The 20,921-nt window shown below is 58.9% G+C and carries 18 protein-coding genes and 2 riboswitches; of the genes, 5 read left to right on the forward strand and 13 right to left on the reverse strand.

What is annotated here, in order from left to right; genetic code table 11:
- Window positions 1-115: 115 nt before the first annotated feature.
- Window positions 116-1,057, forward strand: a complete 942-nt coding sequence (locus tag AGR1_RS13890) for a rhizobiocin (protein ID WP_080792359.1) — start codon at window positions 116-118, stop codon at window positions 1,055-1,057.
- Window positions 1,058-1,179: 122 nt separating this feature from the next.
- On the opposite strand, the gene AGR1_RS13895 is transcribed toward AGR1_RS13890, so the two are convergent.
- Window positions 1,180-2,457 carry an MFS transporter gene (locus tag AGR1_RS13895; protein WP_149147156.1) on the reverse strand — a complete coding sequence of 426 codons (1,278 nt, stop codon included), beginning with the start codon at window positions 2,455-2,457 and terminating at the stop codon, window positions 1,180-1,182.
- Between the two features lie 424 nt (window positions 2,458-2,881).
- On the opposite strand from AGR1_RS13895, the gene leuC reads away from it, so the two are divergent.
- Window positions 2,882-4,291, forward strand: a complete 1,410-nt coding sequence (gene leuC, locus AGR1_RS13905) for a 3-isopropylmalate dehydratase large subunit (protein ID WP_149147157.1) — start codon at window positions 2,882-2,884, stop codon at window positions 4,289-4,291.
- A 51-nt stretch (window positions 4,292-4,342) separates the two neighbouring features.
- Here leuC and AGR1_RS13910 read toward each other — a convergent pair whose 3' ends face one another.
- From AGR1_RS13910 to AGR1_RS13945, 7 genes are all read right to left on the reverse strand, one after another.
- Window positions 4,343-5,803 carry a M48 family metalloprotease gene (locus AGR1_RS13910; RefSeq protein WP_348640586.1) on the reverse strand — a complete coding sequence of 487 codons (1,461 nt, stop codon included), beginning with the start codon at window positions 5,801-5,803 and terminating at the stop codon, window positions 4,343-4,345.
- A gap of 307 nt (window positions 5,804-6,110) precedes the next feature.
- Window positions 6,111-6,827, reverse strand: coding sequence for an ATP-binding cassette domain-containing protein (locus tag AGR1_RS13920; protein WP_149147159.1), 717 nt, complete (start codon window positions 6,825-6,827; stop codon window positions 6,111-6,113).
- Window positions 6,824-8,449 carry a thiamine/thiamine pyrophosphate ABC transporter permease ThiP gene (gene thiP, locus AGR1_RS13925; protein WP_149147160.1) on the reverse strand — a complete coding sequence of 542 codons (1,626 nt, stop codon included), beginning with the start codon at window positions 8,447-8,449 and terminating at the stop codon, window positions 6,824-6,826. Before thiP ends, AGR1_RS13920 begins: the two co-directional genes overlap by 4 nt.
- Window positions 8,450-8,468: 19 nt before the next feature.
- Window positions 8,469-9,482 (reverse strand): thiamine ABC transporter substrate binding subunit, encoded by a 1,014-nt coding sequence (thiB, locus tag AGR1_RS13930; RefSeq protein WP_149147161.1) that lies wholly within the window; start codon window positions 9,480-9,482, stop codon window positions 8,469-8,471.
- A 39-nt stretch (window positions 9,483-9,521) separates the two neighbouring features.
- A riboswitch (TPP riboswitch) is annotated at window positions 9,522-9,632 on the reverse strand.
- A 45-nt stretch (window positions 9,633-9,677) separates the two neighbouring features.
- Window positions 9,678-10,070 (reverse strand): VOC family protein, encoded by a 393-nt coding sequence (locus AGR1_RS13935; RefSeq protein WP_080792330.1) that lies wholly within the window; start codon window positions 10,068-10,070, stop codon window positions 9,678-9,680.
- Between the two features lie 95 nt (window positions 10,071-10,165).
- Window positions 10,166-11,992: an ABC-F family ATP-binding cassette domain-containing protein gene (locus tag AGR1_RS13940; RefSeq protein ID WP_080792328.1), complete on the reverse strand. Its 1,827-nt coding sequence runs from the start codon at window positions 11,990-11,992 to the stop codon at window positions 10,166-10,168.
- Window positions 11,993-11,996: 4 nt separating this feature from the next.
- On the reverse strand, window positions 11,997-12,650 hold the full coding sequence (locus tag AGR1_RS13945; protein WP_149147162.1) for a thiamine diphosphokinase: 654 nt from the start codon (window positions 12,648-12,650) through the stop codon (window positions 11,997-11,999).
- Between the two features lie 89 nt (window positions 12,651-12,739).
- A riboswitch (SAM riboswitch) is annotated at window positions 12,740-12,816 on the forward strand.
- A gap of 83 nt (window positions 12,817-12,899) precedes the next feature.
- On the opposite strand from AGR1_RS13945, the gene metA reads away from it, so the two are divergent.
- Together metA and AGR1_RS13955 are read left to right on the forward strand one after the other, a co-directional pair.
- Window positions 12,900-13,826, forward strand: a complete 927-nt coding sequence (metA, locus tag AGR1_RS13950) for a homoserine O-succinyltransferase (RefSeq protein ID WP_080792322.1) — start codon at window positions 12,900-12,902, stop codon at window positions 13,824-13,826.
- Window positions 13,827-13,899: 73 nt separating this feature from the next.
- Window positions 13,900-14,919 (forward strand): aldose epimerase family protein, encoded by a 1,020-nt coding sequence (locus tag AGR1_RS13955; RefSeq protein ID WP_149147163.1) that lies wholly within the window; start codon window positions 13,900-13,902, stop codon window positions 14,917-14,919.
- 15 nt (window positions 14,920-14,934) lie between these two features.
- On the opposite strand, the gene mtgA is transcribed toward AGR1_RS13955, so the two are convergent.
- Window positions 14,935-15,582, reverse strand: coding sequence for a monofunctional biosynthetic peptidoglycan transglycosylase (gene mtgA, locus AGR1_RS13960; protein ID WP_236760877.1), 648 nt, complete (start codon window positions 15,580-15,582; stop codon window positions 14,935-14,937).
- A 236-nt stretch (window positions 15,583-15,818) separates the two neighbouring features.
- Between mtgA and AGR1_RS13965 the strand changes: the two genes are divergently transcribed.
- On the forward strand, window positions 15,819-16,733 hold the full coding sequence (locus tag AGR1_RS13965; RefSeq protein ID WP_080793363.1) for a polyprenyl synthetase family protein: 915 nt from the start codon (window positions 15,819-15,821) through the stop codon (window positions 16,731-16,733).
- 30 nt (window positions 16,734-16,763) lie between these two features.
- Here the strand turns inward: AGR1_RS13965 and AGR1_RS13970 are convergent, their stop codons facing one another.
- From AGR1_RS13970 to AGR1_RS13985, 4 genes are all read right to left on the reverse strand, one after another.
- A complete protein-coding gene (locus tag AGR1_RS13970) occupies window positions 16,764-17,426 on the reverse strand; it encodes an OmpA family protein (protein WP_077985445.1) in 663 nt (220 codons plus the stop codon).
- Window positions 17,427-17,492: 66 nt separating this feature from the next.
- The gene (ispG, locus tag AGR1_RS13975) at window positions 17,493-18,743 is read right to left on the reverse strand and encodes a flavodoxin-dependent (E)-4-hydroxy-3-methylbut-2-enyl-diphosphate synthase (protein WP_080792314.1); all 1,251 of its coding nucleotides are present in this window, start codon (window positions 18,741-18,743) and stop codon (window positions 17,493-17,495) included.
- A 120-nt stretch (window positions 18,744-18,863) separates the two neighbouring features.
- Entirely contained in the window at window positions 18,864-20,054 is a 1,191-nt protein-coding gene (locus AGR1_RS13980; protein WP_149147164.1) for an MFS transporter, read from the reverse strand.
- 12 nt (window positions 20,055-20,066) lie between these two features.
- The gene (locus AGR1_RS13985) at window positions 20,067-20,867 is read right to left on the reverse strand and encodes a DeoR/GlpR family DNA-binding transcription regulator (protein ID WP_080792310.1); all 801 of its coding nucleotides are present in this window, start codon (window positions 20,865-20,867) and stop codon (window positions 20,067-20,069) included.
- Window positions 20,868-20,921 lie beyond the last annotated feature (54 nt).

Raw genomic sequence — 20,921 nt, forward strand, 5'->3', positions numbered from 1 at the left:
AAAAACAATTTCTTATATTGTATTATCATTTTTTACGTATTAAATATTACCCGCAATATTTATTATAAATTTAATTTCAATTCATCGATTTCTCAAAAATTTATGGGAGTGTAAAATGGCGTTAAAAGTAACTTTTGGTAATGGTGGCGCTGCTTCAGTCTCTTCGCTCACCAACCTGGTCGATCAGGAAGCTTATAAGCTCCTCACCGAATCCACAGCACAGGTCAAAAACGGTTCTTCGCTCGACTCCGGCGTGGTCAATGTCGGCGCGGTATCCGTTCCCGGCACCGGCGCGGGCGGCACGGTCGATGTCGGCTATGACCCCAGCTCGAACGGCTTCAAATTTGACGTGTCGTCGGCATGGAATTCGGTAAAGAACGCTCTCGCCCAGTCCGACACTTCTGAAAACCTTATCTTCAAGGATTTCGTTCAGGTCGACGTTCATCTCGGCGGCACCGGTTCTTCCACCGTGGAAGTTCTCAATGCCAAGCGTGGCAACATCTCGACCGGCGCAGGCAACGACACGGTCACCGTCTCTGTCATTTCGAACGACAAGGCTTGGGTAAATGCCTTCAACATCGACACGGGCGCCGGCAACGACACCATCGTGGTCAAGGCGGGCACGGCGTTCGATGGCGGCGTTGCTGCCGGTACCAACGTCGTGAACGGTGGCGCTGGCGTCACCGACGGCAGCTTCACCTCCGTCAAGATCGACGCCGGCGCAGGCAACGACTCTATCGACCTGAGTGGCGTAAACCTCGCCTCCTCGCTGGTAACCGGCGGTAAGGGCATCGACCACATAAAGGCAAGCGGTGGTGCCGATACCTTCGTTTTCAATCTCGGCGACATGGCCAAGAGCTTGGCGACCGACACCATCGAAGGCTTCAACGTCGCCATGGACAAGCTCAAGCTGGTCGGTACGGTACTCGACAACTGGGCGGTGTCGACGATCGATAACGACACCATCCTCACCTACAACGTCACTGGCGAGCACAAGGGCGAAAAGATCGTTGTCGCCGGTGTTCACCTGACCGGTAGCGACTGGTTCACCGCATAATTCTCTCGAAGAGAATTCATTATTTGCCGCTAAAGATGATCGTGGCCCGGAAACATCCGGGCCACGATTTTTTTGCATATGCGACGGTCGGCAACCGCTTCAGATGTCGCAATATTCCAGAATCAGGCCGCTTTGACCTGATTGCCCATTCTACGCGTTGCGATGATGACGAGCACGCCTGCTAGCGCCAGGCAGAAGGCAAGGAAGAACATCGGCGCAATGGTGCTGCCGGTCTCATCCTTGATCCAGGGCACCACGTTCTGCGCCACGAAGCCACCCAGGTTGCCGACGGAATTGATCGCGGCGATGCCGGCGGCCGCACCTGCTCCCTTGAGGAAGCGACCGGGCAGACTCCAGAACACCGGCTGACCGGCAAAGATACCGGCAGCGGCGATGCAGAGGAAGGCGAACTGCAGCACCGGGTCACTGAGCAAGGCCGACATCAACAGGCAAAAGGCGCCGATGAAGGCGGGGCCGACGATATAGGGCGTCTTGTTCTTTGCCTTGTCGGCTGCCAAAGGCACGATGAACAGGGCAACGGCAACGATCACCCAGGGGATGATGTTGATGAAGCCATTGGCGGTGTTGGAAACGCCGAAGCTCTTCACAATGGTCGGAAGCCAGTAGCTGAGACCATACGCGGCCAGCGGGAATCCGACATAGCAAAGCGCCATGAACAGAACGCGCGGATTGACCAGCGCCTTGAAGCCATCCTCTGCATGCTCTTCCATGCCTTTGTTCTCTTGGGCCAGCTGGTTCTTCAACCAGTCCTTTTCATCCCGGCTCAGGAACTTCGCCTTTTCGGGTGTATCGTCCAGATAAAAGAAGGTGACGATACCGGCGATCACCGCCGGAATACCGGTCGCGAGAAACACCCATTCCCATCCGGCATAACCGAGGAAACCATCCAGATCGAGCAGCATGCCGCCGAGCGGCGCGCCGATGGCATTGGCAAGCGCGCTGAAAATCATGAACAGGCCGATCATGCGGCCGCGATAATCACGCGGGAACCAGAGCGTCATCAGGAACAATACACCGGGGAAGAAGCCCGCCTCGCAGAGCCCGAGCAGGAAGCGCAGGATGTAAAACATCGTGGCGTTCTGCGTGTAGGCAAGCGCGATGGTGACGGCGCCCCAGGAAACCAGAATGCGGGCGAACCATTTGCTGGCGCCGAAACGGTTGAGGAACAGATTGCTCGGCACCTCAAAGAGGAAATAGCCGATGAAGAACAGCGAAGCGCCAAGGCCGTAGGCGTATTCGCTGAGGCTCAGCGCATCGACCATCTGCAGCTTTGCGAAGCTGACATTTTGGCGGTCGATATAGGCAATGAGATAGAGAAGGCCAAGAAACGGCATCAGCCGCCAGGTGATCTTCGAGATAAGGGCTTTTTCGGATACCATATGCTTTCCCTCCCTTCGATTTCTCGTCGAAACGCAAATGATAAGGGAACCCATCTATATGTGCGCCGCAAAATAGGCAAGTTGCATTGCACCATAACCATTGACGCCCCCCTGCAAGACAAGACTGTTGAGGCCATTCAGCAATGATGCAGCGCACGTGGAAAATGCCTAACCGTCGCGTTCCGTGCTTTGCGCATTCATATTGCCGTTAAACCGGCGATCTGCTATGAAGGCTGCCATGGGATCTAAATTCGGATGTCTCGCGCAGAATGTTTATGTGCTGCAGGACCACAAGCGTCTGCCGGCACGGTTCTTTGCGCGCGTTTCCGGGGCGCTCACCAGCCGACTTAGGCTCGCCTGACAGCACCGCTGTCCACGCCTTTCTGAACCCTGATTACCCTTTTCCATGACAAGGCATAGAGCCATGAGCGCACCCCGCACCTTATATGACAAGATCTGGGACGACCACGTCGTCAATCGTGACCCGGACGGAACCTGTCTTCTCTACATCGACCGTCACCTCGTCCATGAGGTGACGAGCCCGCAGGCCTTCGAAGGTCTGCGCATGGCCGGCCGCCCCGTGCATTCGCCTGCCCGCACGCTGGCCGTCGTGGACCACAACGTTCCGACCACGGCCGACAGGCTGGAAGGCATCAAGAACGAGGAAAGCCGCATTCAGGTGGAAGCGCTTGCGCAGAACGCCAAGGATTTCGGCGTCGAATATTATTCCGAGCGCGACAAGCGCCAGGGCATCGTCCATATCGTCGGCCCCGAACAGGGCTTCACCCTGCCGGGAATGACGATCGTCTGCGGCGACAGCCATACCTCGACCCACGGCGCCTTTGGCGCACTGGCGCATGGCATCGGCACCTCGGAAGTGGAGCATGTTCTGGCGACGCAGACGCTGATCCAGAAGAAAGCCAAGAACATGCTGGTGCGTGTCGACGGTAAAATTCCTGATGGCGTTACCGCCAAGGACATTATCCTCGCCATCATCGGTGAGATCGGCACGGCTGGCGGCACCGGCCACGTCATCGAATTTGCCGGCGAGGCGATCCGTTCGCTCTCCATGGAAGGCCGCATGACGGTCTGTAACATGACCATTGAGGGCGGCGCGCGTGCGGGTCTTATCGCACCGGATGAAACCACCTTCGATTATATCAAGGACAAGCCGCGCTCGCCGAAGGGCGAAACGCTAGAACAGGCCATCGCCTATTGGAAAACGCTGAAATCCGACGAAGGCGCCCATTACGACAAGGTCGTGGTGCTGGATGCGGCCAACCTGCCGCCCATCGTCTCCTGGGGTTCGTCTCCGGAAGACGTGACCTCCGTTGAAGGCATTGTTCCTAATCCCGATGATATCGAGGAGGAAAACAAGCGCGCCTCCAAGTGGCGTGCGCTTGAGTATATGGGCCTGAAGCCCGGCACGCGCATCACCGATATCGCCATCGACCGCGTCTTCATCGGCTCCTGCACCAATGGCCGCATCGAGGATTTGCGCGCAGCGGCGAAGATCGTCGACGGACGCAAGGTCGCCCCCACGGTCTCGGCAATGATCGTGCCCGGCTCCGGTCTCGTGAAGGAACAGGCGGAACAGGAAGGTCTGGACAGGATTTTCCTCGAAGCCGGTTTCGAATGGCGCGAGCCCGGATGTTCCATGTGCCTTGCCATGAATGATGACCGCCTGAAACCCGGCGAACGCTGCGCCTCCACCTCGAACCGCAATTTTGAGGGTCGTCAGGGCTATAAGAGCCGCACTCACCTCGTCTCGCCAGCTATGGCGGCAGCGGCCGCAATCGCCGGTCATTTCGTCGACGTGCGTGAGTGGCAATAATTGCCGCAGATGGCTTGAACAGCAAACCCCGGAGCGATCCGGGGTTTTTGTTTATTCAGAAATAATCTTCACCCGTTGACCCGGCTGAATGGTGGCCGTGGCGCTCATGGCGTTGATCATGCGGAACATGTCGAGCTTCCGGTCGGTTCCCATCATCCGCGCCGCCATCGTCGCCACGGTTTCACCGGGCTTCACCGTCACCACCCGCACCCTCAGCGGCTTCAGCGAGGCAATTTCCTGCGGCGTCATCTTGCGGAAGCTGGTGCGCAATATGTTGGCGATAGAATCGAGCTGGGTATTGCCCTTCGGCACGGCCGTCAGGAAACGGAATATCTGCTGGCCGACGCGAATGACGGTCACGTCGAAGTCCCATTTATCCGCGCTTGCCCGCGCCGTCGCAGCCTCCAGACCGTTGATCTTCGTTTCCTTGACGGTTTCCGGCAACAGGCCGGCAACCCAGCCGCTGGTCAGGTAATTGGCAAGGCTTGTCTGTTTCGGATCGGCCACGCCGTCGAAACGGATCGCCATATCGCCCGGCCCCGTCGCCAGAACGGCCTCGACCTTATTGTCGATGACGAAACCTTCCGGCACATCGAAACGAATGCCAAGCGTTCCGTGCAGGAATGTCTGGCCACGGACATAACCCTCCTGCGGGCTATCGCCATAAAGCAGGCCGTCTATGCCATCCAGAAACCAGTCGCGACCACGATCCCCGACCTGGCCGTCCTGGCCGAAGGCACGGGCATGACGCCGCGCAAGCTCGATGCGCTGCGGCGTGTTGGGGTGGCTGGAAAGGAAGTCGAGGCTCTGGTCGTTTTCGGGATCGGCAGAGGAGAAGCGCGCATAGGCCGCCATGGAATCCAGAAAACGGGGCGAGGCAAAGGGGTCATAACCGGCCTCGCCCAGCATGCGCACGCCGATCACATCCGCCTGCAATTCCTGCTGGCGCGAAAAGGCCGCGAGCCGCAGCTTGCCGCGTGCAAGCGCCTGCTTGCCGGCGAGATCGCTCGACAGCACTTCGGCAACCACGCGGCTGGCAATCACCTCCGCTTCTTCCCTACGCTGGCGTTCGATGCCGTGATTGGCGGTGACATGGCCCATTTCATGCGAAAGCACGGCGGCCACTTCCGAAGCATCGTTGGCAAGGGCCAACAGTCCGCGCGTCACGTAAAGATATCCGCCCGGCAGCGCAAAGGCATTGATGGCCGGCGAGTTAAGGATAGTGATGCGGTAGGACTGTTGTGGGTTTTCCGAAACGGCCGTCAGAGCGCCGGCAATACGGGCGACAAGCCGCTCCGTCTTGGCGTCACGATATTCGCCGCCATAACTTGCCACGATGCGCGGATGTTCGCGTGCACCCATCTGGGCGCGCGGATCATTCTTCTGCACCTGTTCCACGGTTTGCGGATTATCCGACGGGCGCAGGGTGGACTGGTATGCCGGGCTGAAGAGAGACTGGCACGACGACAGGAACACGGCAGACGCCGTCAGCACGGAACAGGCTGCAACCATCCTGGCCGAACGGCGAAGTCCTGAACGGGAGAAGAACCTCCACTGTGCAGTCATGCTATTTCTCATTCTCTATGCCCGCCCCTAACGTTCCTGATCATCCGTTAATTGCGGACCAGAATAACAGATTCGCCCCAACGGGCGATGAATGCCGAAACGGTAAAAACGATCCATCAAGTCCGGATTATTCCTGAAGAACGCAATAATTCCCATCTTTTCTCGGGCAACAACTTGAAACTCGCAAGTGCAAATTAGCGCCATTGAAGTCATCTAAAGCGATTGCCAGCGGCACACGTCGAAAATAAGGCGATCACCCGTTCAGAAAACTGTCCACCGCCTTCACATTTTGTGTGGCGAAGAAATCTGCGGTCGTGCCGACATAGACAACCCGGCCGCGATCAAGAAAAACCACCTGCTGCGCCAGCTTTTTTATGTCTTCGGGATGGTGAGTAACGATGATCACCGTGTTTTTTGTTTCTCCATGCAAGTCGAGAAGTAGGGAGGTCATACCCGCGCGCAGTCCCGGATCGAGTGCTGCAAAAGGCTCGTCGAGCAGCATGATCGGTTTTTTCCTGACCAGCGCGCGCGCCAGCGCCGCCCTCTGCCTTTCTCCGCCGGAAAGCGTGCCCGGCAAACGTTTGTCGAAACCCGCCAGACCAACACGCGCAAGCCCCATCTCAATCCGTTCCCGGTCTTCCACCCGTAATTTCAGCCCGGGGCTGACACCGAGAGCGACATTGGTGAAGATATCGAGATGTGCAAACAGATTATTATCCTGAAAGATCGATGAGACCGGTCTTTCCGAAGGATCGAGCGCGGTCATGTCCTGCCCGCCAATCATCACACGGCCGGAATCCGGCGCCTCGAAACCGGCGACGAGGTTGAGAAGCGTCGACTTGCCCGAACCGGACGCGCCGACGACGGCGATTATCCGGCTCTGCGGGAATGTGCAATCGAGGTCGAAATCCTGTGTTCCAAGCCGTAGCCTGACCTTGTCCAGTTCAACGGCAAAATCATCGCCTGTCATATGCTCGCCCTTGCTGATGGGGATTGCCGCGCAACACCGCCTGCGGCAAGCAACAGGCAGACGATACCGAGAAGGAAGGCATAACCGGCGGCGTCATTGGTGCGATAGCTGCCCATGCTGCTGTAAACCAGCCATGGCAGGGTGACGAAACTTTCCGACCCGAACAGGGCAACGGCACCTAAATCGCCGAGAGACAGGGCCATGGCGAAGGAAAACGCCATGGCCAGCGGCCGCCACAGAACCGGAAGATCGGCGAACCGCAGCCGCGTCAAGCCCTGAAGCCCGAGACTGGCGGAAAGCCGGCCGGTGCGCAAAAGATGACTGGTGAAAGCCGGTTCCAGCACCCGCATGGCAAGCGGCAAAGCCATCAGCATATTGATGAGCGCCACGAGGACCGGCGCATAGAAGCTGACATCGCCGAAAACCCGCAATAACAGGAACCACCCGCTTCCCAATACGACAGGCGGCACCAAAAGCACCAGCGAAGACCCTGCCCCCAGCATAGCGGAGAGGAAGCGCAGGGGTTGCCCCGCCTGCCGCCTGGAGCCTATCGCCTGGCGCGCGCCGATGATCGCCATGCAGCAGAGCACAACAAGGGCTGCGGACAGTACGGCAATTGCAAGACTGGTCACCGCCGCGCGCAGGAAAATCGGCGCGGACAGAAGGCGCGGCAGATCGGCCCTCAAACCCGAGAAAGCGATGGCGGCAAGCGGCAGGCCGAGCAGCAGAACAGCGAACACGATTGCCACGCCATCCCCAAGGCGGGCGCCGACGCCTTTTCCATCGAAACGGCGAAGGGAACGGCCAAGCGAGGGAATCTCCGCTTCGGCCGACGGCAAAAAGGCAAGAAGGCCGAGCAGAATTGCGGTGAGGGCAATATGCAAAACCGAAAGCGCAATCGCCCGCTGCGGATCGAAATCGAACCGCAGCGCCTGATAGATCGCCACCTCCAGCGTCGTTGCCGCCGGCCCGCCCCCCAAAAGAAGAACGAGCGTGAAGCTGGTGGCGCACAGCATGAAGACAAGCCCGGCAATGCCGGGGACGAGACGCGCGACCGCCGGCCATTCGATAAAACGGAAAATCGAAACCGGACCCATGCCGAGGCTCGCCGCCATGTGCCAATATTCGCCCGGAATGCGCTCCAGCCCGGCCAGCATCAGCCGCACCGAAAGCGGCAGATTGAAAAACACGTGGGCAATAAGAATGCCGGAAAGACCGTAAATACTGAACGGCTCATCTGCCCCGGCAAAAACGAGGGCCGAATTCAAAACGCCCTGCCTACCCCAGATAGTGATGATACCGAAGGCGCCGACGATCACAGGCAGACCCATCGGCACCGCCATCAGCCTGATGATCCAGATCCTTCCCGGAAACTCGCGTCGCCGGCAAAGCGCCAGCGCCACCGGCAGGCCGAGAACAATGGAAAGAAGGGTGGAAAGCGTCGCCTGATAAAGCGTGAAACGCAGGATGCGTAGCGTATAGGCATCCATGATACCGGCAGCGGACGCGCCCGCATCAAAAGAAAGGAGAGCTGCAACGGCGAGCGCCATGAACAGGAAAACGGCGGCAAAAGCCGCCGTTCCGAAAATGATCGACCGCCGGTAATCGCGACGCAGCATCATGCGTGGGTGTGCCCCTTCCTCAATTCATGCTCATGGCGACAAGCCATTCATCGATCCATGCCTTGCGGTTCTTCGCCACCTCTTCCGGAGCCATCAGGAAAGTCTTCTGCGGCGCGACGAGTTTGGAAAACGCCTCCGGCAAAGGCTTAGAGGTCGCCGCGACCGGCATCATCCAGTTGTTTTCCGGAATGGCATCCTGAAAACCTGACGTCAGCGTAAAAGCGAGGAACTGCTTTGCCAGTTCCTTGTGCGGCGCGTTTTTGAGGAGACCGGAAACCTCGATCTGGATGTAATGTCCTTCGGAAAAGGCGGCGGCCTGATAACGATCCGTTTTTTCAGCGACCATGTGATAGGCGGGCGAGGTGGTGTAGGAGAGCACCATCGGCACCTCCCCCTTGGTGAAGAGGCCATAGGATTCCGACCAGCCCGGCGTAACGGTGAGAATGCGCTTCCTGAGCTTTGCCCAGGCCTCGGGCGCCTTGTCGCCATAAACCGATTTCACCCATAACAGCAGGCCAAGGCCCGGCGTGGAGGTGCGCGGATCCTGAATAACGATTTTCTGCGAGGGATCGCCTTCCACAAGGTCTTTCAGGCTCGTCGGCGGGCTTTTCACCGTCTGCGTGTCATAGATGACAGCGAAATGACCGTAATCATAGGGAATGAAAACATCGTCCGTATAACCGCCGGGCACTTTGGCCGCCGATGCATCGATGCCGCTGACATCGAAGAGACCGGTCTGTTTTGCTTCCGCGACAAGATTGGTGTCGAGACCGACGACGACATCCGCCTTGGACCCCGCCCCTTCAAGCTTCAGACGATTGAGCAGCGCCACGCCATCGGCCACGCCAACGAAATTGACCGTGCAATTACAAACCTTCTCGAAGGCCTCCTTCACCTTGGGGCCGGGACCCCATTCGGAAACGAAGCTTTCATAGGTGTAGACGGTCAGTTCCTGTCTATCCTGTGCAACGGCAAGACCGGGCAGAAACAGCGAGGCGGCGACGAGGGAATTCAGGAAACGACGACGGCGCACGGGTATCTCCTCAAAAAAACGATAGGGAAATAGCCGCCTGCGTTAAAGCCGTCTAATCCCTCCGCCGGTATGAACCGGATCAGGTTCTTCGGGTTGGCAAGCCTCTCAGCCTTTTGCAGCCAAGCGCAAAAGACACCCCGTTAGATCAAGATGATGGTGTAATCCCGCCGTCCCCGATTGGCAAGATGGCCGAGGTCAGCCCTGTTCCGTCATATGCACCAGTTCCCAGACATGTCCGTCGGGATCCTGAAAGCTTCCGGCATACATGAAGCCATGGTCCTGCACGGGCTTCCAGCTGCTACCGCCGGAGGCGAGCGCCGTGGCGATCATCCGGTCGATTTCCTCCCTGCTTCCAGCGGAAAGACAGGTCAGAACCTCGGTGGTTCGCGTCGCATCGGCAATGTCGCCGTTGATGAAATCGCGGAAACGTCCTTCCTGCAGAAGCATCACGAAGATATTCTCTTCCACGATCATGCAGAGTGTGTGGTCATCTGAATATTCCGGGTTGAAGCTGAAACCGAGAGCAGTAAAGAAGTTTCTTGACGTCTCGATGTTCTTGACCGGCAGATTGACAAAAATCATGCGCATTTTTCAACTCCTCCAAGCGAACGTCGGCATAGAACGGCAATTCTGCTTTTCTGTCAAAGGCCGAAGGAGGACGGGCAAAGGAAGGACTGATGCCTTCAGCCCTCCAGTTCCTCGCGAAGCATCTCCAGTTCCAGCCATTCTTCTTCCATGACTTCCAGCTTGTCGCGCAGCTTCGACATTTCCTGCGCCAGCGTGTTGAAAGCTTCCGGATCTTTTGTGAAAAGTTCCGGATCGGCCATGCGCTGCTCGCGTTTTGCGATTTCGCTTTGCGCCTTCTCCATCTCCTTAGGCAGATTTTCGAGCGCAAATTTCTGCTTGAAGGAGAGCTTGCCCTTGGCCTTTGAAGTATCCTGCGACGCAGATGCCGAAGGTGCGGCTTTCGCCTTTTCCTGTTTCTCAGCCTTGCGCTTTTCTTCCGCCGCACCCTTGCGCTGCGCCATCATGTCCGAATAGCCACCGGCATATTCGATCCATCGCCCGTCCGGTTCATCCGGATTGACGGGCGCGATGGTGGAGGTGACGGTGCGGTCGAGGAAATCGCGGTCGTGGCTTACGAGGATAACCGTGCCGGAAAAGCCCGCAACGATTTCCTGCAGCAGGTCGAGCGTTTCGATATCAAGATCGTTGGTCGGCTCGTCGAGGATCAGAAGATTGGTCGGCCGCGCCAGAATGCGCGCCAGAATAAGACGCGCGCGCTCGCCGCCGGAAAGGTTGCGGATCGGCGTGCGGGCCTGTTCCGGCTGGAACAAAAAGTCTTTCATATAGCCGGTAACATGCTTCAATTCGCCGTTGACCAGCAGGTTTTCACCACGCCCATCGGTCAGATAATGCGCGAGCGTATCGTTGGGATTGAGATCCTCGCGTTTCTGGTCGAGCGTCGCGATTTCCAGATTGGTGCCAAGCTTCACCGTGCCGCTATCTGGCTCCAGCTGGCCGGTGAGCATTTTCAGAAGCGTGGTTTTACCGGCGCCGTTCGGTCCGACGAAGCCGATGCAATCGCCGCGATGGACGCGCAGCGAAAAGGGCGCGACGATCACGCGCTCGCCGTAAGCCTTGGTGATGGCGTCGGCCTCGATGACCAGCTTGCCGGATTCCCGCCCTTCCGTGACGGTCGCCTGCACGGAACCCTGCGGCCCCTTGTGGCCGCGATATTCCGCACGCATCGCCTGAAGCTCACCGACGCGGCGCATGTTGCGCTTGCGCCTTGCGGTCACGCCGTAACGCATCCAGTGTTCTTCGCGCTCGATGGCCTTGCCGAGCTTGTGCTGCTCCAGCTCTTCCTCTTCCAGAACCTTGTCGCGCCATTCCTCGAAATGGGCAAAGCCACGATTGAGACGGCGGGACTGGCCACGATCGAGCCACACGGTCGAGGTCGAGACCTTCTCCAGAAAGCGCCGGTCGTGCGAGATCAGCACCAGCGCACTGCGCGTCTGCTGCAGCTCGCTTTCAAGCCATTCGATGGTGGGCAGATCGAGATGGTTGGTCGGCTCGTCCAGCATCAAAATATCGGGCTCAGGCGCCATGACGCGGGCAAGTGCCGCACGGCGCGCCTCGCCGCCGGAAAGGCTCTCCGGATTTTCCTGTCCGGTAAGACCCAGATGTTCGAGAAGATAGGTCACGCGATAGGGATCGTCACCCGGCCCAAGCCCCGCTTCCGCATAGGCCTGCACAGTGTCATAACCGGCAAAATCCGGTGCCTGTTCCAGATAACGAATGGTGGCGGCGGGATGCCGGAAAACCTCGCCCGACTGCGCCTCGACGAGACCCGCGGCGATCTTCATCAGCGTGGATTTGCCCGAACCGTTGCGTCCGACAAGGCAGATACGGTCACCGGGCTCCACCTGAAGATTGGCGCCGTCGAGCAGCGGGGTCACGCCGAAGGTCAGCTTGATGTCATCGAGTTTCAAAATTGGGGGTGCCAAGGCGTCAGGCTCCGGTCAGGTCATAGGGTCGGGCGAGCACGATGGCTTTTCCGCTTTTCAGCGAGAAATGCACAGGGCCGCCATTCGCGACATTGGAAATAGTGCGGGACGAACCGAAAGCAAGCGCGAAATCCTTCAGCGGATAACGCACATTGCCGATATCGAGCCCCTCAAGGGCGGTAAATCCGGCAACCGAGAACAGCGATCCGGCTGGCAGATCAATGGTGAGCGGACCGGCAAGCAGCGGCCTCGCCTCTTCTTCACCGGAGGTCAGCGTCACCTCGAAACCGCGCTCCGCAAGCGCTACGGCATAAAGAAGGTGCTGAAGCGCATGGTCGCTTCGTGCGCCGCCAAGCGCCCCCACCAGCAGCAGCGAATGCGCACCGCGCGAAAGTGCCTCGGAGGCCGCGATCTCACCATCTGTCACTGCCTTTGCCGCCGGATAGGGCTGCCGCGTCACATCGGGCCAGGCGTTGAGCAGCTCTTCACTGGCGGAATCGAAATCTCCGACCCACAGTTCAGGCGTAAGACCCAACGGCGCGGCATGGCGCATGCCGCCATCGGCCGCAATCACGCGGCTATTCGCAACTGCCCGTTTCAGACGATCGGTCACCGTGACATCGCCGCCAAGCAGAATGGTGAAGCACTCTTTATCCATTCCCTGCCTTATCGCACCTCCGCCAAAAAGGGAAAGCAGAAACCCGATGAAATCAGCCTATATTGATTTTCGCCGGCTTCGGGATTATGAAACCCCTCAGTGGTGATTTGCCGACCGGCTTGCAGCCACTTTAAAGAAGTCGCTAAAGGGTCGAGGAAAAGGGCAATTTCCTGGGACCGGTTGCGATTTCGCTGCCGGTTTTTTTGTTTTCGCAACGTTCTTTACGCGACCCGGAAAAGAGAGTTCGACATGCCGATCAAGATTCCCGATACGCTTCCCGCCTTTGAGACCCTCGTTCATGAGGGCGTGCGGGTCATGACCGAAACGGCGGCCATCCGGCAGGATATCCGCCCGCTCCAGATCGGGCTTCTCAACCTCATGCCGAACAAGATCAAGACGGAAATCCAGATGGCGCGCCTCGTCGGCGCCTCGCCGCTGCAGGTGGAATTGTCGCTCGTCCGCATCGGCGGCCATCGCGCCAAGAACACGCCGGAAGAACATCTCCTCTCCTTCTACGAGACGTGGGAGGAAGTGCGTCACCGCAAGTTCGACGGTTTCATCATCACCGGCGCTCCCATCGAGCTGCTGGAATATGAGGACGTCACCTACTGGAATGAAATGCAGAAGATATTCGAATGGACCCGCACCAATGTTCATTCGACCCTCAACGTCTGCTGGGGCGCGATGGCCGCCATCTATCATTTCCATGGGGTGCCGAAATACGAGCTGAAGGAAAAAGCTTTCGGGGTCTATCGCCACCGCAACCTTTGCCCCTCCTCGATCTACCTCAACGGCTTTTCGGACGATTTTCAGGTTCCTGTATCTCGCTGGACGGAAGTTAGGCGCGCCGATATCGAAAAACACCCCGACCTCGAAATCCTGATGGAATCTGAGGAAATGGGCGTGTGTCTGGTGCATGAAAAGGAAGGCAACCGTCTCTATATGTTCAATCATGTCGAGTATGATTCGACCTCATTGTCCGACGAATATTTCCGTGACGTGAATTCCGGCGTGCCCATCAAGCTGCCGCATGATTATTTTCCGCACAATGATCCGGAACTAGCCCCGCTCAACCGTTGGCGCAGCCATGCCCATCTGTTTTTCGGCAACTGGATCAACGAAATATACCAGACGACGCCCTACGATCTCGAATCCATCGGCAAACTCGCTGCGTAAATTGCGGATTGCGAATTGCCGGAAAATGACGCAACGTCCGCCGGCAATTCATGGCAATCGGGAGAATGACGTTATGAGCGACGCGGCGGTGCGGGAGAATTTCGGTTTCACGGCGACCGGCGAAAAAGTCGAACGCGTCACCATCTCGAAAGGCGGGCTGACGGCCAAGATCATCACCTGGGGCGCCGTTATTCAGGATCTGCGTCTTGAGGGCCACCAGCCGCCGCTCGTGCTCGGCTTCGACAAGTTCGAGGACTACAAATATTCCTCCTATTTCGGCGCCACCCCCGGCCGCAACGCCAACCGTATTGGCGACGGCCGGTTCTCGATCGACGGGCACGAATACCAGCTGGAGCTCAATGAAAAGGGCGTAAGCCACCTGCATGGCGGCAGCGACGGTATGGGCAAACGCAACTGGATGCTGATGGAACATGGCGAAAGCCATGCGGTTCTGCAGATTATCGACCCCGATGGCCGCGCCGGTTACCCCGGCAATTGCACGGTCACAGCTACCTATACGATCCTCGACGGCGGCGTGCTTTCGGTAGTCTATGAAACGGTGACCGACCAGCCGACCATCGCCAATGTCTGCCAGCATTCCTACTTCAATCTTGATGGCGCAGACACCGCGCTTGGACATGAGATCAGCATCGCGGCTGATTTTTACCTGCCCACCAATGACAAGCAGATACCGACGGGCGAAATCCGCTCCGTCGAGGGCACCGTCTTCGACCTACGCCACCCGACACCAATGCGGCGCAAGGAGAATGGCGAGCAGGTTCTCTATGACCATAATTTCTGCCTGTCGCCAGAGCGCCGCGCCAAGCGCAAGGTCGCCCGCGCCTATTCGTCGGCCTCCGATATCGCCCTTGAGGTTCACACCACCGAACCCGGCGTGCAGTTTTATTCGGCCTTTAAACTGGATGTTCCGGTTCCCGGCCTCGATGGCCGTCACTATGGCCCCTTTGCCGGTTTCTGCCTGGAAACGCAGATATGGCCGGACGCCGTCAACCACGCGGATTTCCCGCATGCCATCCTGCGACCAGGCGAAACCCTGCGACAGGAAACCAATTATATTTTCAAGAAAGGCTGATGCGGCGCGCCGGGGTCAATCCAGCACACAGCCGACATAGCCACCGGAGGCGCGGGCGCGCCGTTCGATGAGGCCAGAAAGCCGTTGCAGCCCGCGTCCCGGCTTGCTGGCGACGCGGTCGATTGGATTGGGTAATGACACAGCCAGCAGCGCCGCCTGACGGGAGCTGAGTTTTGCGGCCGGCACCTTGAAATGGTGCTGGGCGGCAGCCTCGATGCCGTAAATTCCCGGTCCCCATTCCGCAACGTTGAGATAAATCTCCATCATCCGCTTTTTCGACCACACGAAATCGGCGGTAATCGCCAGCGGCAATTCCAGCCCCTTGCGCAAAAACGAGCGGCCATTCCATAAAAACAGGTTCTTCGCAGTCTGCATCGGAATAGTGCTGGCGCCGCGGGTGGACGCCCCCTCGAGCGCATCGCTGACCACAGACTGCATCTGGTTCCAGTCCACACCGCCGTGGAAACAGAATTGCCCGTCCTCGGACATCATCACGGACTGCACAAGGCGCGGCGAAATATCCTCAAGCGGCACCCAGCGTCTGTCATAACCCTGCAGAGTGACCATATCGGCCAGCATCAGCGTCGAAACAGGCCGGATGAATGGCAACGCATAAACCGGAATCAACAGATAGGGCAGAATCAGCAAAACCAGCATGGTCATGACGATACGCTTTGCCAACGTGCGAAAATCCACCTTTGGACTGCTCCGGTCTTCCGCCAGCACGGCGTAATCTGCGTCGCTTTCAGGCGTACTGCTCAATATTCTTCAAAGCCCCGCACCAATTGAAGCCTTTCATAGTCCATTGCCGCCTTCAAGGCGAGTCCGGTCAAATAGTTGCACCTCTGGAACCACGAAAAGGTTTGCCTGCATTCGCGCGGCATGCCAAAGAGCGCGGCATGGACGCTGCGATGACAAATTTCGAAACGAAGCTGCGCGAAAACGCGGCAAAAACCGAAGCCCTGCTTGGCCGCCTGCTTTCCGGCGAAGCCCGCGCGGAGGAGATCACGCGCCCGCAAAACCTGCTCGACGCCATGCGCCATGGCGTGCTGAACGGCGGCAAACGCCTGCGGCCCTTCCTCGTCATCGAAAGCGCTGCCCTTGCGGGCGGGAATGCCGAAGCCGCCCTTTATGTCGGCGCAGCACTCGAATGCCTCCATTGTTATTCGTTGGTTCATGACGATCTGCCGGCCATGGACGATGACGACCTGCGCCGCGGCCAGCCGACCGTGCATCGCAAATTCGATGAGGCGACCGCTATTCTCGCTGGCGACAGCCTGCTGACGCTTGCCTTCGATATCATCGCCTCGGACGAAAATCCGCTCGCGGCGGAACGCAAGGCCGCGCTCGTGCTTGCGCTTGCCCGCGCAGCCGGCATAGGCGGCATGGCTGGCGGCCAGGCGCTCGATCTCGCTGCGGAAAAGAAAGCACCCGATGAAGCCGGCGTCATTACATTGCAGGCTATGAAAACCGGCGCACTGTTGCGTTTTGCCTGTGAAGCGGGCGCTATTATTGCTGGCAGCGACGTTTCCGAAAGGCAAAGGCTGCGTCTCTTCGGCGAAAAGATCGGCCTCGCCTTCCAGCTTGCCGACGACCTTCTGGATTTGACGGCCGACGCCGCCACCATGGGCAAGGCCACCGGAAAAGATGCCGCTCGCGGCAAGGGAACGCTTGTGGCGTTGCGCGGCGAAGACTGGGCACGTCGCAAACTGCAGGAGCAGGTGGTGGAAGCCAGCGAACTCTTGGCCCCTTATGGCGAAAAGGCCGCGATTCTCATCGCGGCCGCCAGATTCATCGCTGAACGAAAAAGCTGAGCGGCTTCCGCTCAGCTTTTCATCACCCAATCAGCCCTTGAGCGGCGAAATCAGCACTTCGACGCGACGGTTCTGGGCGCGGCCATCCGGCGTTGCGTTCGAGGCGATCGGCTGCGACGGGCCGAAGCCGAGCGTCGAAATACGGCGCTGGTCGACGCCGCGCGCGCCGAGATAATTGGCGACCGATGCGGCACGACGTTCCGAAAGGCCCTGATTGTAACCGGCGCTGCCGGTGGAATCGGTATGGCCGTTGATGTCGATGAGCGTGCGGTTGAACTTGTTCAGCACGATGGCGACAGAATCGAGCGTCTGATAGAATGGCGGGATGACCTGATCCTGGTCCGTCGCGAAGGTGATGTTCGACGGCATGTTGAGAACGATGCTGTCGCCACGGCGGGTAACCGAAACGCCGGTTCCCTGAAGCTGGGCGCGAAGCTCTGCTTCCTGGCCATCCATGTAATTGCCGATGGCGCCGCCGGCGAGCGCGCCGATGCCCGCACCGATGAGCGCTGCATTGCGGCGACCGGTCGGCGAACCGCCGACAGCCAGACCACCCAGAGCACCGACCACGGCGCCGATGCCGGCGCCGCCCGCCGTGTTCGAAATCTTCTGCTCACCCGTATAGGGATCGGTGGTGGTGCAGGCAGAAAGATAGGTCCCGCAAAGGGCGACGATCGCGATTTTTTTGATCATGTGTTTTGATGCTCCGAGAGGTTCAGGAGGTATGACAATGGAATTCCGGCCTTTTCACGCTACTCTTTACTCCGCCGCATCTTTCCGGCCAAAACGCTTTTCGATGTAATCGATCACAAGCGCTTCAAAATCGGCGGCGATGTTGGGACCACGCAGGGTCAGCGCCTTTTCGCCATCGATAAAGACGGGCGCTGCCGGGCTTTCGCCGGTTCCGGGCAGCGAAATGCCAATATCGGCATGTTTGCTTTCACCGGGGCCATTGACAATGCAGCCCATGACGGCGACGTTGAGCGCCTCGACGCCGGGATATTTCTCACGCCAGACCGGCATGTTCTTGCGAATATCGTTCTGGATGTTCTGGGCAAGTTCCTGAAAGACGGTGGACGTGGTGCGCCCGCAGCCGGGACATGCCGCAACGACCGGAATGAACTGGCGAAACCCCATGACCTGCAGCAGTTCCTGCGCCACCTGCACCTCACGGGTGCGGTCGCCATTCGGCTCCGGCGTCAGCGAAACGCGGATCGTATCGCCGATGCCATGCTGCAAGACGTAACCCATCGCGGCGGACGAGGCGACGATGCCTTTCGAACCCATGCCCGCTTCGGTCAGGCCGAGATGCAGGGCGTGGTCGGAGCGTTCCGACAGCATGGAATAAACGGCGATCAGGTCCTGCACCTGGCTGACCTTGGCCGACAGGATGATGCGGTTGCGCGGCAGGCCGATCTCTTCGGCAAGCTCGGCGGAAATCAGCGCCGACTGCACGATGGCCTCACGCGTGACCTGACGGGCGGAGAGAGGGAAGCCTTGCTCCTTGTTCCTGTCCATCAGCGTCGTCAGAAGTTCCTGATCGAGCGACCCCCAGTTGACGCCGATTCGCACCGGCTTGTCGTAACGGATCGCCATTTCCACGATCTCGCCGAACTGCTTGTCCTTCTTGTCCTTGAAGCCGACATTGCCCGGATTGATGCGGTATTTGGCCAGCGCCTCGGCACAGGCAGGGTGATCGGCGAGAAGCTTGTGACCGATATAATGGAAATCGCCCACAAGCGGCACATCAAGCCCAAGACGCAGCAACCGCTCGCGGATTTTTGGCACGGCGGCCGCACTCTCGTCGCGGTCGACGGTTATGCGCACGATTTCCGAACCGGCGCGGAACAACGCCGCCACTTGGCTGACCGTGGCGTCGATATCCGCCGTATCGGTGTTGGTCATCGACTGCACGACGACGGGCGCGCCGCCACCGACGATGACACCGCCCACGTCTACGGCGACGGATGCGCGGCGGGGCTTGGGATCGTAATCGGCATGTGACGTCATGGCGGTCTCTGGAGCTTGCAGCAAGGTCTGGCAATTGAGGTGAAACAGGCAAGCCGGCTTGTCAACACCCAACGCATGAGAGCTTCTACTTTACCGCAATCATGGCAAAATTCGAGACGCCTATTCCTTGCCCGCGCCATCCGCATGGCGGGCGAGCCGCGAAAGCAGCAGAACCACCACATGCAAGAGCGGCAAGGCGATGAAAACGCTGGCAAGGCCTGTATGCTCGGCAATGAAGCCGATGGCCGATGGCGCCACCAGAATACCGGAATAACCCATGGTAGTGACCACCGAGAGACCAATGCCAGGCGCCAGTCCCGGCATGTTGCCGGCGGCGGAAAAGGCAATGGGCACCATGTTGGAAATGCCGATACCGGCAATCGCGAAGCCGATGATCGCAATAGTGGAATTTCCCGCAAGACCGGCAATCATAAGACCGATAATCGACATGGCCGAACAGAAGCGCAGGGTCGCCACGGCGCCGAAGCGGTCACGCACCAGATCGCCGGCAAACCGCATCGCCGCCATGGTCATGGAGAAGGCCGCGAAGGCGAAACCGGATTGGGACACTGAAGCTCCAAGCTCATTGCGCAGATAAAGTGCACCCCAGTCGAGGATAGCGCCTTCCGGAATCATCGAGAACAGCGCCATCAGGCCGATGATCCACGGTAGCGGCGTCAGCGGCAGACCGCCTTTCGGGCGTTCCTCCTCCGGATGCGGACGATCCGCAAGGATGCGGGGCCACGCAATGACCAGCAGCACGAGCGCGATGACGGTTAGCGCGATTGCATGTCCCTGCACGCCGATGGCCGTGATGAGATAACCGCCAAGACCGGCGCCGATCAGACCGCCGAGGCTCCAGAAGGCGTGGCACGACGACATGATGGCACGGCGCATATCCCGTTCCACCGCCACCGCATTGGCGTTCATGGCGACATCCATCGCCCCCGTCAGCCCGCCGAACAGAAACACCGCAATCACCCCGGCCCACACCGTGCCCGCCCAGGAAATGAAAAGCAGAGTCGGCAAAAAGATCGCCGCAGTGACGAGGCTCACCGCACGTGAGCCGAAACGGGCAATCTGCGAACCGGCAATCGGCATGAAAACCAGCGAGCCGATGCCGAAGACCAGAATGATGAGGCCAAGCGCGCTCTCACTGAGGGACAGGCGCGCCGCAAATTCCGGAATCTTGGGTGCCCATGATCCCATCATGAAGCCGTTCATCAAGAACAGCAGGGAAACGCCCAACCTGTGCCGGGTCAGATAGGACGAGCGTACGGCCGTCGGCGAAAATGTCGTGGGGCCATTCATCGGCAATATCCTTCAGACTTGACCATGAGAAAGCTGAGCGACGTCATCATCGCCGCAATAAACCTGTACGCCCTTTGCCGACAGCGCCTCGACGAATGCGCGGTCGGCATCCTGCTCCAGCACCAGGAAAAGAAGTGGGGAGAAATCATGCACATGGAAAGCTGCCCTGTGGCCGAGCTTTTCCGTGGTGATGGCAGCGACAATCCGCTGGCTGGCGCTACAGGCGAGCCGCTTGAATACCGCATCTTCGAAAACATCCGCCGACAGACCCGTCTCAGCCGCAACGCCGCAGACACCGAGAATGCAGAGATCGGGCCGCATCAGTTCGAGCTGCCGAAGCGCCATGGCGTCGATCGCAGCACCTACGGCCGGATCGACCTTGCCCCCGATCAGCACCAGATCGATGTCGGCCCGCCCCGTCAGTTCAGCGGCAATGGCGGGTGTATTCGTCACCACCGTCAGGCTGAGCCCGGCGGGAAGCGCCCTTGCAATGGCGAGATTGGTGGACCCGGCATCAATGAAGACGACCATGCCCGGCTCGAGAAGCGGGACAACGGCGCGCGCCAGCAGGGCCTTGCGGTCCGCATCCTCGGCAATGCGCGTTTTCAGCGGCACCGTCTCGCTGTCGGAAAGCAACGCCCCACCATAAACCCGTAAACATTCGCCACGGGCCGCCATCTCACGCAGGTCGCGGCGCACGGTGTCTTCGGAAACGCCGAAATTCTGCGCGAGATCCTGCGCCAGCACCCGACCGCTTTGCCGCAACTGCGCAAGGATGAGCGCCTGCCGCTCGCTGACAAAATGATCGCTCATCGAAACCCATGCATAAACAAGAATAAACGTGCAAGAACATGCATATTTGAGTTT

The organism is Agrobacterium sp. B1(2019) (assembly GCF_008274755.1).
In the GTDB taxonomy this organism is placed as follows: domain Bacteria; phylum Pseudomonadota; class Alphaproteobacteria; order Rhizobiales; family Rhizobiaceae; genus Agrobacterium; species Agrobacterium salinitolerans.